This window comes from Streptosporangium amethystogenes subsp. fukuiense, from assembly GCF_042665875.1.
GTDB classification, from domain to species: Bacteria; Actinomycetota; Actinomycetes; order Streptosporangiales; family Streptosporangiaceae; genus Streptosporangium; species Streptosporangium fukuiense.
Map to the genome: position 1 here is coordinate 1,490,685 of NZ_JBHTEE010000001.1, position 15,295 is coordinate 1,505,979.

At 70.9% G+C, this 15,295-nt stretch carries 13 protein-coding genes and 1 tRNA gene; 7 read left to right on the forward strand and 7 right to left on the reverse strand.

Annotated features, from left to right (window positions below; genetic code table 11):
• Positions 1 to 7: 7 nt before the first annotated feature.
• From ACFQVD_RS06405 to ACFQVD_RS06415, 3 genes are all read right to left on the reverse strand, one after another.
• Positions 8 to 841 carry a cytochrome c oxidase assembly protein gene (locus tag ACFQVD_RS06405; protein ID WP_343963568.1) on the reverse strand — a complete coding sequence of 278 codons (834 nt, stop codon included), beginning with the start codon at positions 839 to 841 and terminating at the stop codon, positions 8 to 10.
• Positions 838 to 1,380 (reverse strand): DUF2243 domain-containing protein, encoded by a 543-nt coding sequence (locus ACFQVD_RS06410; protein ID WP_343963566.1) that lies wholly within the window; start codon positions 1,378 to 1,380, stop codon positions 838 to 840. Before ACFQVD_RS06410 ends, ACFQVD_RS06405 begins: the two co-directional genes overlap by 4 nt.
• A gap of 451 nt (positions 1,381 to 1,831) precedes the next feature.
• Positions 1,832 to 1,907, reverse strand: a tRNA-Met gene (locus ACFQVD_RS06415).
• Positions 1,908 to 2,495: 588 nt separating this feature from the next.
• Here ACFQVD_RS06415 and ACFQVD_RS06420 point away from each other — a divergent pair.
• Positions 2,496 to 3,059 (forward strand): carboxymuconolactone decarboxylase family protein, encoded by a 564-nt coding sequence (locus tag ACFQVD_RS06420; RefSeq protein WP_343963563.1) that lies wholly within the window; start codon positions 2,496 to 2,498, stop codon positions 3,057 to 3,059.
• On the opposite strand, the gene ACFQVD_RS06425 is transcribed toward ACFQVD_RS06420, so the two are convergent.
• Complete coding sequence (locus tag ACFQVD_RS06425) at positions 3,032 to 4,123, reverse strand: LLM class flavin-dependent oxidoreductase (protein WP_343963718.1); 1,092 nt, start codon at positions 4,121 to 4,123, stop codon at positions 3,032 to 3,034. The genes ACFQVD_RS06420 and ACFQVD_RS06425 overlap by 28 nt on opposite strands.
• A 343-nt stretch (positions 4,124 to 4,466) precedes the next feature.
• Here ACFQVD_RS06425 and ACFQVD_RS06430 point away from each other — a divergent pair, with 343 nt between their 5' ends.
• The 3 genes from ACFQVD_RS06430 to ACFQVD_RS06440 all read left to right on the forward strand — a co-directional run bounded on the left by ACFQVD_RS06430 (position 4,467) and on the right by ACFQVD_RS06440 (position 7,324).
• Positions 4,467 to 5,261, forward strand: a complete 795-nt coding sequence (locus tag ACFQVD_RS06430) for an SDR family NAD(P)-dependent oxidoreductase (protein WP_343963561.1) — start codon at positions 4,467 to 4,469, stop codon at positions 5,259 to 5,261.
• A 147-nt stretch (positions 5,262 to 5,408) separates the two neighbouring features.
• Complete coding sequence (locus ACFQVD_RS06435; RefSeq protein ID WP_343963559.1) at positions 5,409 to 6,524, forward strand: hypothetical protein; 1,116 nt, start codon at positions 5,409 to 5,411, stop codon at positions 6,522 to 6,524.
• Entirely contained in the window at positions 6,467 to 7,324 is an 858-nt protein-coding gene (locus ACFQVD_RS06440) for an FUSC family protein (RefSeq protein ID WP_386270596.1), read from the forward strand. Before ACFQVD_RS06435 ends, ACFQVD_RS06440 begins: the two co-directional genes overlap by 58 nt.
• Positions 7,325 to 7,349: 25 nt before the next feature.
• On the opposite strand, the gene ACFQVD_RS06445 is transcribed toward ACFQVD_RS06440, so the two are convergent.
• Together ACFQVD_RS06445 and ACFQVD_RS06450 are read right to left on the reverse strand one after the other, a co-directional pair.
• Positions 7,350 to 8,723, reverse strand: a complete 1,374-nt coding sequence (locus ACFQVD_RS06445; RefSeq protein WP_343963555.1) for a GntP family permease — start codon at positions 8,721 to 8,723, stop codon at positions 7,350 to 7,352.
• A complete protein-coding gene (locus ACFQVD_RS06450) occupies positions 8,720 to 9,343 on the reverse strand; it encodes a gluconokinase (protein ID WP_343963553.1) in 624 nt (207 codons plus the stop codon). Before ACFQVD_RS06450 ends, ACFQVD_RS06445 begins: the two co-directional genes overlap by 4 nt.
• A gap of 404 nt (positions 9,344 to 9,747) precedes the next feature.
• Between ACFQVD_RS06450 and ACFQVD_RS06455 the strand changes: the two genes are divergently transcribed.
• Positions 9,748 to 10,407 carry an HAD family hydrolase gene (locus tag ACFQVD_RS06455; protein WP_343963551.1) on the forward strand — a complete coding sequence of 220 codons (660 nt, stop codon included), beginning with the start codon at positions 9,748 to 9,750 and terminating at the stop codon, positions 10,405 to 10,407.
• Positions 10,408 to 10,456: 49 nt separating this feature from the next.
• On the opposite strand, the gene ACFQVD_RS06460 is transcribed toward ACFQVD_RS06455, so the two are convergent.
• The gene (locus ACFQVD_RS06460) at positions 10,457 to 11,425 is read right to left on the reverse strand and encodes an aldo/keto reductase (RefSeq protein ID WP_343963549.1); all 969 of its coding nucleotides are present in this window, start codon (positions 11,423 to 11,425) and stop codon (positions 10,457 to 10,459) included.
• A 280-nt stretch (positions 11,426 to 11,705) separates the two neighbouring features.
• On the opposite strand from ACFQVD_RS06460, the gene ACFQVD_RS06465 reads away from it, so the two are divergent.
• Together ACFQVD_RS06465 and ACFQVD_RS06470 are read left to right on the forward strand one after the other, a co-directional pair.
• The gene (locus ACFQVD_RS06465) at positions 11,706 to 13,019 is read left to right on the forward strand and encodes a hypothetical protein (protein WP_343963547.1); all 1,314 of its coding nucleotides are present in this window, start codon (positions 11,706 to 11,708) and stop codon (positions 13,017 to 13,019) included.
• A gap of 123 nt (positions 13,020 to 13,142) precedes the next feature.
• On the forward strand, positions 13,143 to 15,290 hold the full coding sequence (locus ACFQVD_RS06470) for an amylo-alpha-1,6-glucosidase (RefSeq protein WP_386270600.1): 2,148 nt from the start codon (positions 13,143 to 13,145) through the stop codon (positions 15,288 to 15,290).
• The last annotated feature ends 5 nt before the right edge of the window (positions 15,291 to 15,295 follow it).

Consider the following 15,295-nt stretch of genomic DNA (forward strand, 5'->3'; position numbering starts at 1 on the left):
GAAGTCGTCAACCGCGCGGGTGTCGCTCCGCCACGCGCACCCAGGCGTGTGGCGGGGGGCGCCAGGTGGTGACGAGGGCGACGGCCAGGAGGAGTTCGGCGACGTCGCCGCCGTAGTACATGAGTTCGGCGCCGCCGCGTATCTGGGTGATGGGGGCGTGGACGCCGATGAGGAACCCGGCGTACAGGAGCTGGGAGGTGATGGCGTGGGCGGCGATCGCGACGCCCAGGACGACGAGGCGAGCCGGGACGCTCGGGCGGCCGGGTGTGGGATCGGGGCCGGCGATGACCCAGGCGAACAGGCATCCGGCGGCCAGGAAGTGCAGATGCAGGAGCGTGTGCAGGGCGGGGCGGACGGTGGTCGCCTGGTACAGGGGGGTGAAGTACAGGACGCCCAGACTGCCGGTGCTCAGCAGCAGCGCGACCCAAGGGCGGGTCAGTGCGCGGGCGGGGCGGCCGCGCAGGAGACGGATGAGGCGGCGGGCGCGGGCGGCGGGCAGGGCAAGCAGCAGCACCGTGATCGGCGCGCCCAACACCAGGGCGAGCGGCGCGTACATACCGATGAGGAGGTGCTGGAGCATGTGGCCGCGGAAGTCGAGTTCGGCGAACGCGTGCGACGGCCCGGACAGCGCCGCCGCGAGCAGGACGCAGCCGGTGACGAACAGCGCCGCCCTCGCACCCCGGGGAGCGCGCGCGAGGTTGCGGTGGCGGGCGCGCCGCCACAGCAGCAGGTAGCAGGCGGCCAGGAGCGCCACGGCCGCCACCGGCAACAGCGCGAGCAGCTCGCCCGATCCGCTGTCATGCCCATGACCGTGCACTCCGTGGGCGGGCAAAGGACTCACCGGAGACCGCCCTCGTCGTCGGCGTCGCGCGGTCGCAGGGGCTCGCCGCTGCGCTGCAGCAGATGGCCGCCGGCGACCAACAGTGCGCCCAGAAGGAGGAAGCCCAGGTCCCACCAGAGCCGGTAAGGCCCGCCGCGCACGTGGTGGATGGCCAGGAGATGGTGGTCGATCACGCCCTCGACGAGGTTGAACAACCCCCATCCCACCAGGATCCAGCCCCACAGCACCCGCGACGTCCAAGCCCGCCGCCGGTTGTGGGCCAGCCGTCCGTACAGCAGCGCCAGCCCGCACAGCACCGCCAGCCAGCACACCGTGTGGAAGATGCCGTCCCACACCGTGTTCATCTCCAATCCCGGCACCGTGTACGGCGAGTAGTACTTCACCCCGATGTTGTCGCTGTCGGTGCCGGTGAGCATGTGATGCCACTGCAACAGCTGGTGCAGCAGGATCCCGTCGACGAACCCGCCCAATCCCACGCCCAGCACGATCCCGGGCAGTTTCAGGCTCACCGGCAGGCCACCGGCCTGACTCGCGCCCACGGAACCGACCATCCTCATCCCCCGAACACGATCCGGGCGAGCACCCGGAACCGAACCGGGGTCCCGGTGGCGATCGCCGAAAATCCAACCAACCTGTCCGTGACCTGCGGTGACGATTCCCTGCGGAGGTCGAGGACGGCCGGGACCTCGGAACAGGCCGTGCGGGGTGGCCCCGCACGGCCGGCAGAGGCTTCGGCTGCGGACGGCCGTGCCGGGTTTCGTGTCCGACGCGAGCCCGCCACTCCGGCCCCCTGGCCTGTCAGGATCGCTGTTTCCGCAGGTCAGGGACAGCTTCGTGGGGTTTTCGGCGATTGCTGTCGGTAACCCCTCAGGTCGGCGCGACCAACTGCGAAGACGACGTTCCCGAAACATCATCTTTTCGAGAAGGATCACGATCCGTGCGGCGATGGGCTCCGCAAGCGGACGCGTTCTCCATTGCGCCACAGAGGCCTGGTAGCGGGTGCGGGAATCGAACCCGCCCACAGCGGCTTATGAAACCGCCGAGCACACCAGCGCCCTCACCCGCTCCAAAAAAAGAGCCGTCTCGGACCGTGTGGTCCGAAGGACGGCTCGCGTCGTGACGGCGGGCGTCACACACGAGCCTCCCGGGACATGCGCATACGGCGACGAGCACGCGTGACGCGACGGCCCTGACCGTGATGGCGGCGCATGATCCCTCCTGGTGAAGCTCGACCGACCTGATCTGAGGATGCTGGATCTCCGGAATCGACCGCAACGTGTTTTCTCCGGGGCCCGGTGAAAACCGGGTGGATTCGCGGCAGGGGAACGGTCTCGTCCTGAATACCGGCACGGACCGCCCGGACCGGGGGCGTGCGGCGTCCGAGAGCGGACACGATCCGGTAGCGGACCGGGAGCGGTCGCCTACCGGGTGCCGTGGGCCCGCCGGATCAGGATGCCGCGTTCGCTGGAGGAAGTCGTGCCACGCGTCACGGGCCGAACGCGTTCGTTCGGCGACCTGCTCCACGCCCAGCCTCGGTCATTGCCAAAGTCGTCAACTGTGTTTACTATATAGACAACCACGTTGACGATATTCCTCGGCGTGCGACCACCTGGCGCGTCTTCCGCGTGCCCGGAGAATCCAGAGAGAAGGCCCCATGTCCCACGACGTCTTCGTCACCCACACCGTCGAGAGCGCCCCCGCCGCCGCCCGCGCCACGGTCGAGGCGGTGGAGCGGAAATTCGGCTTCATCCCCGCGCCGGTCGGCCGGATGGCCACCTCCCCGCATCTGCTCAAGGGGTTCCTGACGGCCAGCGCCGGCTTCGAGCAGACCTCCCTCGCCCCGGTCGAGCGTGAGATCGTCATCCTGACGGTCGCCACCCGCAACGGCTGCCACGTCTGCGTGGCGATGCACACCGCCACGCTGGTCAAGCTGGGGGCGCCGGCCGAGGTCATCGAGGGGCTGCGGGCACGGAAGCCCCTTCCGGACGCCCGCTCGGAGGCACTGCGGTCGTTCACCCTCGCGGTGATGGACCACCACGGCGCGGTCGGCGACGAGGAGATGCGGGCGTTCCTCGACGCCGGCTACACGCCGCAGAACGCCCTTGAGGTCGTCCTCGGTGTCGGTGTCTACACGATCTCCACGTTCGCCAACCGACTGATCGACGCCCCTCTCGACCCGGCGTTCCAGGCCTACGCCTGGGACGGCGACGGCGAGTAGGCGTCCGCCAGGGCCGCGTGGGTGGGGCCGTCCGGCACCCCGGCCGGCCTGCCGGCGGCGAACTCCCTGCGCAGTACCGGGATGACCTCCTCGCCGAGGATGTCGAGCTGCTCCAGCACCGTCTTGAGCGGGAGCCCGGCGTGGTCCATCAGGAACAGCTGGCGCTGGTAGTCGCCGAAGGACTCCCTGAAGGTCAGGGTCTTGTCGATGACCTCCTGCGGGCTGCCCACGGTCAACGGGGTCTGGTCGGTGAAATCCTCCAGCGAGGGGCCGTGGCCGTACACGGGCGCGTTGTCGAAGTAGGGGCGGAACTCGCGCACCGCGTCCTGGGAGTTCCTCCGCATGAACACCTGGCCGCCCAGGCCGACGATCGCCTGCTCGGGGGTGCCGTGGCCGTAGTGGGCGAAGCGGTCCCGGTACAGCTCGATCAGGCGGATGAAGTGCTCCCTGGGCCAGAAGATGTTGTTGGCGAAGAACCCGTCGCCGTAGTAGGCCGCCTGCTCGGCGATCTCCGGGCTGCGGATCGAGCCGTGCCAGACGAACGGCGGGACGCCGTCCAGCGGGCGGGGTGTCGAGGTGAACGACTGCAGGGGAGTGCGGAAGCGGCCCTGCCAGTCGACCACGTCCTCGCGCCACAGCCGGTGCAGCAGCGCGTAGTTCTCGACGGCCAGCGGGATGCCCTGGCGGATGTCCTGCCCGAACCACGGATACACCGGCCCGGTGTTACCGCGGCCCAGCATCAGGTCGACGCGCCCGTCGGCCAGGTGCTGCAGCATCGCGAAGTCCTCGGCGATCTTGACCGGGTCGTTCGTGGTGATCAGGGTCGTGGCGGTGGAGAGGATGATCCGCTCGGTCCGCGCGGCGACGTAGCCGAGCATGGTCGTCGGTGAGGAGGGGACGAAGGGCGGGTTGTGGTGCTCGCCGGTGGCGAAGACGTCCAGGCCGACCTCCTCGGCCTTGAGCGCGATGGCCACCATCGCCTTGATCCGCTCGTGCTCGCTCGGCGTCCGGCCCGTGGTGGGGTCCGTGGTGACGTCGCCTACGGTGAAGATCCCGAACTGCATCGTGCTCACCGTCCTCCGTTTCGTTTGAAATTTCAACTACTCTTAACGTCTCAGCGGACGGGTTATTCCTGCCTGCGCCGGCCTCGGTGACCAGGCGGCCGGACAGCGGGAACGACCGCCGACGGACCGCCGGGACGCCTCCGCCCGGTGCGGAGATCTTCGTGGCAAGTGCGCGCTTCTCCAAAATGATCACCATCCGGGCTTTCCGTACCGCCTGACCCGGGAACGAACAGCGGATCAGCGGGAAGGCGCCCGGTGGAGCACCGCTCCACCTCGTCATCCGGTCGTGAGTGCCCGCCCATACGGGGAGCGGTTCCATGACAGGTATCCAAGGACATGACGCATGCACATCGATCTCACCGGTAAGACGGCACTGGTCACCGGATCCACGCAGGGGATCGGGGCGGCCATCGCCGCCGGCCTCGCACGGGCGGGCGCGACGGTGGCCGTCAACGGCCGCACCGCCGAGAAGGTGGAGAGCGCCTGCGACGCGCTGCGCGCGGAGACTCCCGGCGCGCGGATCGTCCCGGTCGCCGCCGACCTCGCCACCGAGGAGGGGGCGGACCGCGTCGTCGACATGCTGCCGGAGGTCGACATCCTGATCAACAACCTCGGAGTCTTCGGGGTCCAGGACGCTCTGGAGATCACCGACGACGAGTGGCGTCGTTACTTCGAGGTGAACGTCCTGGCGGCGGTCCGTCTCACCCGCGCCTATCTGCCGGGGATGGTGGCGCGCTCCTGGGGCCGCGTCCAGTACATCGCCAGCGACTCCGCGATCGTCATCCCCGCGGAGATGATCCATTACGGCATGTCCAAGACCGCGCTCCTGGCCGTCTCGCGCGGCTTCGCCAAGAGGGCCGCGGGCAGCGGTGTCACCGTCAACTCCGTCATCGTCGGCCCCACCCACACCCGAGGCGTGGAGGACTTCGTCTACGAACTCGTCGACAGGGGCCTGCCCTGGGACGAGGCCCAGCGCGTCTTCATGCGGGAGCACCGCCCGCAGTCCCTGCTGCGGCGGCTGATCGAACCGGAGGAGGTCGCCAACATGGTCGTCTACCTCGGCTCGCCGCAGGCCTCCGCCACCACCGGCGGCGCGCTCCGCGTCGACGGGGGCTACGTCGACGCCATCCTCCCCTGACCGCTGGCACGCGGTGGTCAAGACTTCGTCGGTGAATACCGGGATAACCGGACAGGGCGGCCGGGTAGGGGTTGCGCCGTGGACCGTGAAGAGACCGCCTCCGGGCCGGACGCGTCCGGCCCGGAGGCGTACTGAGCACGGCGAGCGATGCCCCCGCTCTTCCGGCGGGCCGCCGACCGGCTGATCGACGCCGCTCCGGGCTGGCTGGTCGAGACGGTCCGCCCGGCACCCGCGGCGCTTCGATGGTGGCCGATGCTGCGCATGGCCGTGGCGGTGACCGTCCCGCTCCTCGCGGGGGTCGCCGCCGGGCACGTCACGGCCGGCCTGCTGTCCGCCATGGGCGCCATGAACGCCGGGATGGCCAACCGGGACGGCCCGTACCGGGCCAGGATCATCCGGATGGGCGCGACCGGGGCCGCCGGGGCGCTGGGGTATCTCATCGGCGCCGCGGTCCGCGACCACGGCTGGTGGGTGGTGCCGGTCATGGTGGCCGTTTCCGTACTGTCCGCACTGATCAGCGCGGGCGGGGGCGCGGGCTCGGCGGCCGGGCTGCAACTGCTGGTGATGACCGTGATCGCCAGTGGCATAGCACTGCCGGGACCGCCCGGCCCGAACGCGCTGACGTTCCTGCTGGGCGTGCTGTGGGTGATCGCGCTGGGGGTCGCCGACTGGCCCCTCCACCCGCGTGCGCCGGAGGAGACCTCGGTGGCCCAGGTCTACCGGGCCCTCGGCCTGCTGTTCACCGATCGCGCCGCCGACTCCCTGATCGCGTTCGACACCGCGCTCAGGAACGCCTACGACACCGTCCTCGGCGCCCGCTCCCCGGTGGGGGAGCTGGATCCCGGGCGTACCCGGCTGGTCGCCCTGCTGAACCAGGCCTCGCTGATCCGCAACGCGTTGCTCTCGCTGTGCCACGAGGAGCGCGAGCCGCCACAGGAGCCGGCGTCCGCCGTCGAGGGCGTCGCCGCGTCGCTCACCGGCGGACCCGCGCCGGCGGCGGTGCGCCACGAGGGCGACTCACCCGCCGTACGCGCCCTCTTCTCCGCCGTCCAGGGGGCGGTCGACCTGGCATCCGGCGGTGACGTCGCGGCCGACCAACTGCCGTACGAACCGGTGGGCTACCGCTCCCGGCTCCGGGCCGTCCTGGAGAAGATGTGTGGTACGGCCAACTCGTCCGGGTCTACACGGTCCGGCTCGCGCTCTGCATGGGCGTCGCCGCCGCGGTCAGCCGGCTCGGCTGGTTCGATCGGTCCTACTGGATGACACTGACCGTCGCGCTGGTGCTCAAGCCCGACTTCGGGTCGGTGTTCGCGCGCGCCGTACAGCGCGCGCTCGGGACCGTCGCGGGCACGCTGATCGGCACCCTGATCCTTCTCCTGGTGCCGTACGGCCCACTGCTGCTGATCCCCATCGCGGTGTTCGCGGCGCTCCTGCCCTACGGCATGCAGCGCAACTGGGGCCTGATGTCGACCTTCCAGGCGCCGCTGGTCCTGTTACTGGTGGATCTACTGACCCGCGGGGGACCGGAGCTGGGCGGGATCCGGATCGTGGACACGCTGGTCGGATGCGTGATCGTCCTGCTGCTGGGATACCTGCCGTGGGCCGGGAGCTGGGAGGCGCCGGTCGGGCCCCGGTTCGCCGACGCGGTGTCGGCCACCGCGAACTACCTCAGGTACGCCTTCGAGCCCGAGTACCCCGGCAGGGCGCTGCTCCTTCGCAGGGTGTACGACGCCCTGGCCGACCTGCGGACGGTCTTCCAGCGGGCGATGACCGAGCCATCTGTGATCAGCAGGCGCGTCACCACCTGGATGCCCGCGATGACCGCGCTGGAACGGGTGGCCGACGCGACCGCCGCCACCGTCGCGCGCACCGGGCGCGGCGCGCCGCCTCCGTCGCGGGCGGCGGTGGCGGCCCTGGCGGAGTCCCTGGAGCACATCGCCGGTGACGTCCGTGCGGGGCGGATACCCGGCGAACCCGGGACATGCGCCGACGAGACCCTGGAGCGGGTCGATTCCACCGTACGCGGCCTGCGCGACACGATGGCGGGAGACCACCGGGGCTGATCCCTGCCCCGGGCCGCGCGAGGGCTCACAGGAACAGGCTCAGTGCCAGGACCAGCAGCAGGCCGGTCACCGAGATGACCGTCTCCATCAGCGACCAGGTCTTGATGTTCTGCCCCACGGTGAGCCCGAAGTACTCCTTGACCAGCCAGAATCCCGCGTCGTTGACGTGGGAGAAGAACAGCGAGCCCGCACCGATGGCGAGCACCAGCAGCGAGGTCTCCCCGACGCTGAGGTTGGCGACCAGCGGTGCCAGGATTCCGGAGGCGGTGACCGTCGCGACGGTCGCCGACCCGGTGGCCAGCCGGATGAGCACGGCGACCAGCCAGGCCAGCAGCAGCACAGACAGTCCGCTGTTCTCCACCCAGGTGGCGACGAGGTCACCGATGCCGCTCTCGATCAGCGTCTGTTTGAAACCGCCGCCGGCGGCCACGATCAGCAGGATGCCCGCGATCGGCGGCAGCGACTGTTCCAGGGACTTCGCGATCGCCTTCCGGTCCATGCCGGCGCCGAGGCCGAGGGTGAACATCGCCACGACGACGGCGATCAGCAGCGCCACCAGCGGCGTGCCGAGGAAGTCGAGCACGCCGCGGACCACGGTGCCCTCGGCGGTGAGGATGTCGGCGAGGGCCTTGCCCATCATCAGCGCGACCGGCAGCAGCACGGTGGCCAGGGTGACGCCGAACGACGGCCGGCGGGTGCCCTCCGTCTCGGACCGGGACTCGTAGAGTTCGGGCGCCGGGACGTCCACCCACCGGGCGGCGTACCTGGAGAACAGCGGTCCGGCGATGGCGACCGTCGGAACGGCGACGAGCACGCCCAGACCCAGCGTGATGCCGAGATCGGCCTTGAGGGCGTCGATGGCGACCAGCGGTCCCGGGTGCGGAGGGACGAGCCCGTGCATCACCGACAGGCCCGCGAGCGCGGGTATGCCGATGCGGATCAGGGAGACGCCGGAGCGGCGCGAGACCAGGAAGATGACCGGCATCAGCAGCACGAGGCCGATCTCGAAGAACATCGGCAGACCGATCAGCGCGCCCACGGCGGCCATCGCCCAGGGCAGGGATCGGGGACTGGACCTGCCGACGATCGTGTCCACGATCTCGTCGGCCCCACCGGAGTCGGCGAGCAGCTTGCCGAACATCGCGCCGAGTGCGATGAGCGTGCCGACCCCGGCCGCGGTGCTGCCGAACCCGTCGGTGAAGGCGGCGATGGTGTCGGTCATCGACAGGCCCGCGACGGCCCCGACGACCAGCGAGCCGAGGGCCAGGCTCAGGAAGGGATGCAGCTTGAAGTACGTGATCAGCAGGACGATCAGCGCGATGCCGATGAGCGCGGCCGGGACGAGCCGGCCGGGGGAGGTCGTGGCGGGCTCGGCGAGGGTGATCAGAACGGTGCTCACCTCGCCCTCCCGGCCTCTCCGCCCCCTCTGGGTCCACCGGGATCGGCGGGACCGGTTGGGCCGGCGGGGTGCGGGTCCGGTCGGGTCCGGGGGCCGGCCGCCGCGGCGACGTAGGCGTCCACGAGCTCGCCGACGGGCCTGGCGAAGTCGAGAACGATCCCGTGCTCGTCGGGCCCGAGAGGCTCCAGGGTCCTGAACTGCGAGTCGACCAGCGAGGCGGGCATGAAGTGCCCTGGACGGCCGGCGACCCTCCGGCGTACGGCGTCGATCTCGCCGTGCAGATGGACGAAGCTCACCGTCGGCGCGGATTCCCGCAGGATGTCGCGGTAGCTCCGCTTGAGCGCCGAGCAGCTCGCCACCCCGCCGCCGGCGGCGTGCTCGGCGAGCCAGGCGCCGATCGCGCGCAGCCACGGCAGCCGGTCGTCGTCGTCGAGGGGGATGCCCGCCGACATCTTGGCGATGTTGGCCTCGCTGTGGAAGTCGTCGGCGTCGGCGAACGGCACCCGTAACCGCTGGCTGAGGGCGGCGCCCACGGTGGTCTTGCCGGAACCGGTCACGCCCATGACGACGAGTAGCGCGGTTCCAGGAGCCGGTACGGCGGAATCCTCAGCGGGGTTCATATAGGAGGGCCTCCCATGTCGCTCTGTGCGACAGCCTGACGGGGTTGGTGACGGTCGGCGGGCGGTGTTCGAGATCGGGTGCGGGCACTGACCAAGGACCATGCGATGACGGGTCGTCTCGGGGCGACGACCGGACAAGTATGGGACTACACCGGAGCGTCCTGGATAAACTCGATTCTCCGCTCGTTTCAGGCGGCCTCCTCACCGGCCAGGTGCCGAGGACCGAGCCGGCTCCACCGCGGTCACGGCGCCGATCGCGCTGTCCGGGGCGACGCGACCTGGCCTTGGCCCTGCCCCGGTGGTTCGGTGATTCGACGGTTCGTAAAGCGCGGCAAGCAGGTTTTTCAACAAGCCCGGTGACGTTCTCCGGAATGGTGTGGTGCGGGCCGGGCACATCCCCTCCCATGGCAGACACCGCCATCGTCGACATCGACGGCACCCTGGTCGACACCAACTACCAGCACGCGCTCGCGTGGTTCCGGGCGTTCGGGCGTTACGACGTGTGGCTGCCGCTGTGGCGCATCCACCGGCACATCGGCATGGGCGGAGATCAGATCGTCTCCGCCCTCGCCGGTGACGACGTCGAGCGGCGGCACGGTGACGCGCTGCGTGACGCGTGGGTGGAGGAGTTCGACGTGTTCCTCGACGAGATCAGGCCCTGCGAGGGAGCCACCGAACTCCTGGACGCGCTCGGCGGGCGCGGCTTCACCGTCGTGCTGGCCTCGTCGGGCAGGCCGCAGCACGTCGAGCACTTCATCGACCTCGTCGACGGCCGTTCGCGCTGCCGGGCCTGGACCACCTCGGAGGACGTCGAGGCGACCAAGCCGGCCCCCGACCTGATGAAGGCGGCGCTGGCCAAGGTCGAAGGCGCGTCCGGGGTCGCGGTGGGTGACTCCACCTGGGACTTTCTCGCCGCGGGCAAGGCCGGTATGCCCGGCGTCGCGGTCCGCACCGGCGGCTTCTCCCCTGAGGAACTGCGCGCGGCCGGGGCGGCCCACGTCTTCGACTCGCTCCCCGAACTGATCGAAAACCTCGGGCGCACCCCGCTGCGCGCGCCTCCCTGAGACCGGTGCCCCGGTCATGCCCGCGCGTGCGACGCACGGGCGCCCGAGTTCAGCTCCAGGGAAGCGCGCCGCGCTCGGACCAGTAGCTCTCCTGGGTCTCCGCCAGTCCGGCGAGCCGCTCCTCGAGCTCGGGGTCCCAGCCGGTCTCGACCGCGCCGAGGTTGTCGCGCAGTTGCCCGGCCGAGACCGCGCCGCTCAGCACCACCCCGGCCCACGGCCGTGCCAGTACGGCGGCCAGCGCGAGCGCGTCCGGTGTGGTGTCCCGCTCGCGTGCGGCGGCCAGGAGCGCGGCGGGTGCCGCCCGGGCGGTCAGCCGGCCGTTCGCCACGCCCTCCTTGACGATCACGCCCAGCCCCGCCTCGTGCGCCCGCGCGAGTGCCTCACCGGCCGAGCGCTCCAGCAGGTTCCACGTCGACTGCACCGTGTCGAACAGCCCGGCTCCGATCGCCCGATCGATCGTGTCCGCCTGGCGCGGCCCGCTCGTCGACAGACCGATCGCCACTCCCTCGGCCCGCAGCGCGCGCAGCCGGTCGAGCACGTCCTCGTCGTCGAGCACGCCGCTCTCCACGGTCGCCGAGTGGATCTGGTAGAGCGACAGGTGCTCGCCGAGCAGCGCGCGTGTCTGCTCCAGCTGGACGCGCAGCCGGTCGGCGGTGAGTTCCTTCACCTCGTGCCGCTCGGCGTCCAGACGCCAGTCGCCGACGTAGGCGTATCCCCACTTCGAACCGATCGTGACCGTTCCCGGGGCGATCTCGCGCTCGCGCAGCCAGCCCGCGAGGAACTCCTCCGCCCGCCCGTACGAGCGCGCCGTGTCGAGGTAACGCACCCCCGCCGCCCAGGCGGCGTCGAGTACGGCCCAGGTGCGTGACCGCATCGCGGCGATGTCGCGGTCGTCGCCGAGATCCTCGGCGCGGCCGAGCGTGATGTAGGCGGGGCGGCCGAGCGCGGCCAGGCCGAGACCGACGGGTGTCACGGCCAGGCCGGTCTGGCCCAGAGGGCGTCGGACCAGCGAGTTCATGGCCGCCAATATATCGGCCGCCAGATCCGGAGGTCGTCGCATGAGGTGCTGCCGGACCACTGGCTATATACCGAAATATCCATATATGCAATTCCGGATCGCCGGCGGGTGTCATTTATTGCCAGACTTATGGCCAATATCTGTAATATGGAGTTTTTTTGTCTATATTTGTTTAATTCAAGCAATTCCTGGACTTATGGCGGTCTGGGATTGAAGGTGGAAAGCAGCCTGCTTCGCAGGGATATGGAGATGTTCCGGCTGGAACGACCTTGGAGGGCGTATGGGGAAGTGGCGGATCGCGATCGTCGCGATGCTGGTGCTGTTCGTCCTGGGAGCGGCCGCGCCGCCCCAGGCGCAGGCAGGGCAGTCGTACGAGGTGTGGCTGGTCGACCAGTCCAACACCGACGGGCTCTCCTACGGCGGCACGGTCAACGTGTACTCCGGCGCCGAGGTCACCCGCCGGCTGTCGGCCGCGCGGCCCGTCCACGTCATAGACCTGAGCGGTGCGGCCTCGTCCCTCTGCCTGGCGAGCACCGGCAGCGTCCCGGTACGTCCCCACATGCTGGTTTTCAACAAGGCCGACACCCACGCCGCGCTCGCCTTCGTCGCCAGCGGCCACGTGGTCGTCTTCAACGCCGCCACCCGGCAGCCGCTCGCCTGCTTCCTCACCGAGGCCGGAGCGGGAGGGGCCCGGCAGGCCCATGCCCTCTGGCCCACCGAGGACGACGAGTACCTCATCATCTCCAACCAGAACGGCAAGAAGCTGGAGCGCATCGGCACCGACTACGCGTCCGGCACCTTCGTCCAGCAACCGGCCGCGACGATCGACCTGGCCGGATGCACCACCCCGAACGGGATGCCGTGCCAGGCACCCCGGCTCCGCCCGGACAACGCGCCGATCTGCCCGTTCATCGCCTCGGACAACGGCCCGGTCTTCGTCAGCCTCCGGGGCGGCGGGATGCTCGTGGTCGACTGGCGCACGACGCCGATGTCGATCGTGGGAGAGTACGACGCGAGCAGGATCCCCGCGAACGGCTGCGGGTTCATCGAGGCCAAGGGGAAGGTCTTCGGGAACGGAGGCGGTGGCACACACGACAACCTCGACCAGTTCAGCGTCTTCCGGCTGCCGAGGAGCGGTTACTCACCGGCCAACCCGCCGAACACCCCGGCGGTCCAGTCGCTCTTCGACGACGACTCGCCCGACCGCGACGCGCACGGCGTCCTCGCCTCCGACGAGGAGCGCTACGTCTGGGCCGGCGACCGCGCCGCCAACGTCGCCGAGGTCTTCGACGGGGCGACCGGCGCCCGGGTCGGCACCGTCGACCTCGTCTCCCGGTTCAGCGCGGACCCGACGGTCGACCTCTTCGCCGTCTCGCCCGACCGCGACTGGGCCTTCGCCTCGACGCGAGGACCGATCCCGCTCTCCGGCGACCCGCACTCCTCCCACGGGACCGACCCGGGAATGCTGATCGTCAAGCTGACCGGAAACGGTAGGGAGGGTGTGGTCAAGGGCCTGATCCCGATCTCCAACGTGGACGCCGGCGGCCTCCAGCGCGCCGACGCCCACGGCATCCGCGTGCGGCGTACCGGCTGAAACGGACGTTCGAAAGGGTGGACGGCATGATTGAACCGTTTAGGTAGGGTGTTTCGCGATTCATATTTCCCTGCCGTCGTCTGTCAAGGCGTCATCGGCTCGGCACGATCTCAGGAGCCCGTCGTGCTCGACGACGCCTCGCCCTCCGCCCCGCAGGCCGTCACGACGGCCCTCCCCGCCGCGTCCCACCGCCTTCAGCCGCTGCTGCACGATCTCGTCAGCACCGTGCTGGCACCGACCGTCGCGCTGAGCGGCGGCGACGGGCAGATCCGTCCTGCCGGTGTCCAGGGACTGTTCCACGCCGACTCCCGGGCCCTGTCACAGGCCACCCTGACGATCGGCGGCCGGGAGCCCGAGGCCGTCGGCCACGCGCCACGGGGGCCGGGCGGCAGCAGGTTCGTCGCGCTGGCCCGATGGCTGGGCGACCCCGTCCTCGATCCCACGGTAAGGATCGAGCGCGTCCGGCAGGTCAAGCCGGGAGGCATGGCGGAGCGCGTCGAGATCGTCTCCAGCGCCACCGTGCCCGTCGCCGCCACCGTGACCCTGGAACTGGGCTGCGACTTCGCCCCCATCGAGGTGGTGAAGTCCGGCGGTGACACCGTCGAGGCCGAGGCGGAGCGCACCGCCCCCGGAGAGATCTCGTGGAGTTCGGACGGCGTCCGGGTCACCGTGACGGGCGAGGGCGCGCGGGCCGAATCCGCCGGGCACGCGCGTACGGCCTTCCTGAGCTGGCCGGTCGAGCTGGCGCCCCGCGGCCGGGTCACGCTGTCCTGGAAGGTCGAGGTGCACGACCCGGGGGCCGTGGTGACCGCGCCCGCCCGCGCCGCCGAATGGGCCCCGGGAGCGGGTGAGCCCAGGATCGCCGCCGCCGACCATCGGCTGAGCAGGCTGTTCGAGCGCTCCCTTGACGACCTGCGCTCGCTCAGGCTGGCCGAGACCGCCGCCCCCGGCGACGCCTTCCTCGGCGCCGGAGTGCCCTGGTTTCTCACCCTCTTCGGACGTGACAGCATCTGGGCCGCCCGGATGCTGCTGCCACTCGGCACGGAGCTGGCCATGGGCACCCTCCGCGTGCTGGCCCGCAGGCAGGGAACCAGGATCGACGCCGGCTCGGGCGAGGCCCCCGGGAAGATCATGCACGAGCTGCGCCGGCACGAGTTCGCGGTCGAGGGCAGCGGCCTGCGCCTGCCCGCCGCCTACTACGGCACCATCGACGCCACGCCGCTCTGGATCGGCCTGCTGCACGACGCCTGGCGCTGGGGCGCGCCCACCGAGGAGGTCGCCGCGCTGCTGCCCTGCCTGCGGGCGGCTCTCGGCTGGCTCGGTGAGCACGCCGACCCCGACGGGGACGGTTTCGTGGAATATCTCGACACCGGCGGCCGGGGCCTGGCCAACCAGGGCTGGAAGGACTCCGGCGACGCGCTGCGCTTCCATGACGGCCGCCAGGCCCGGCCGCCGATCGCCCTGGTCGAGGTGCAGGGCTACGCCCACCAGGCGGCACGGCAGGGCGCCGACCTGCTGGAGGCGTTCGGCCGCCCGGGAGCCGCGCGCTGGCGCGAGTACGCCGCGGGGCTGGCCGAGCGTTTCCGCGTCCGCTTCTGGACGGACGGGCCGCTGGGCAGGTTCCCGGCACTGGCCCTGGACCGGGACAAGCGTCCCGTCGACGCGCTGACCAGTAACATCGGCCACCTGCTCGGCACCGGCCTGCTCACCGGGGCGGAGGAGGCGGCCGTCGCCGACCTGCTGGTCGCACCGGAGATGGCCGGTGGCTTCGGGCTCCGTACGATGTCCGCGGAGGCCGGTGGTTTCAACCCGCTCTCCTACCACTGCGGGTCGATCTGGGCGCACGACACGGCGATCGTGGTCGCCGGGCTGGCCCGCGCCGGGTTCGCCGGGCACGCGGCGACCCTCGCCGAGGGGCTGCTCGCGGCCGGAGAGACGTTCGGCTACCGGCTGCCGGAGCTGTTCGGCGGTGACGACCGGGCGGCGCTCGGGCGTCCGGTGGCCTATCCGGCGGCCTGCCGCCCGCAGGCGTGGTCGGCCGCCGCCGCGGTGACCCTCGTGCACGCGGCGCTCGGCCTCTATCCCGACGTGCCCGTCGGCCGGGTACTGTTGCGGCCGCTCGCGGGCGCTCCGCTGGGACCGGTCTCGGTACGAGGGCTACGGATCGCCGGAGCCGAGGTGGGCGCGGCCGTCGACCGGGAGGGGGAGGTCGTCGTGACCGGCCTGCCCGCGGGGATCTCCACCGAGCGGGCGGCCCGGGAGGTGAGCTGAGCCCG

Excerpts from the sequence above, each read along its gene's own strand:
- ACFQVD_RS06420 (WP_343963563.1), top strand. The coding sequence starts at position 2,496 with ATGTCCCACGACGTCTTCGTCACCCACACCGTCGAGAGCGCCCCCGCC.
- ACFQVD_RS06425 (WP_343963718.1), bottom strand. The coding sequence starts at position 4,123 with ATGCAGTTCGGGATCTTCACCGTAGGCGACGTCACCACGGACCCCACC.
- ACFQVD_RS06430 (WP_343963561.1), top strand. The coding sequence starts at position 4,467 with ATGCACATCGATCTCACCGGTAAGACGGCACTGGTCACCGGATCCACG.
- ACFQVD_RS06435 (WP_343963559.1), top strand. The coding sequence starts at position 5,409 with ATGCCCCCGCTCTTCCGGCGGGCCGCCGACCGGCTGATCGACGCCGCT.
- ACFQVD_RS06440 (WP_386270596.1), top strand. The coding sequence starts at position 6,467 with ATGGGCGTCGCCGCCGCGGTCAGCCGGCTCGGCTGGTTCGATCGGTCC.
- ACFQVD_RS06450 (WP_343963553.1), bottom strand. The coding sequence starts at position 9,343 with ATGAACCCCGCTGAGGATTCCGCCGTACCGGCTCCTGGAACCGCGCTA.
- ACFQVD_RS06455 (WP_343963551.1), top strand. The coding sequence starts at position 9,748 with ATGGCAGACACCGCCATCGTCGACATCGACGGCACCCTGGTCGACACC.
- ACFQVD_RS06460 (WP_343963549.1), bottom strand. The coding sequence starts at position 11,425 with ATGAACTCGCTGGTCCGACGCCCTCTGGGCCAGACCGGCCTGGCCGTG.
- ACFQVD_RS06465 (WP_343963547.1), top strand. The coding sequence starts at position 11,706 with ATGGGGAAGTGGCGGATCGCGATCGTCGCGATGCTGGTGCTGTTCGTC.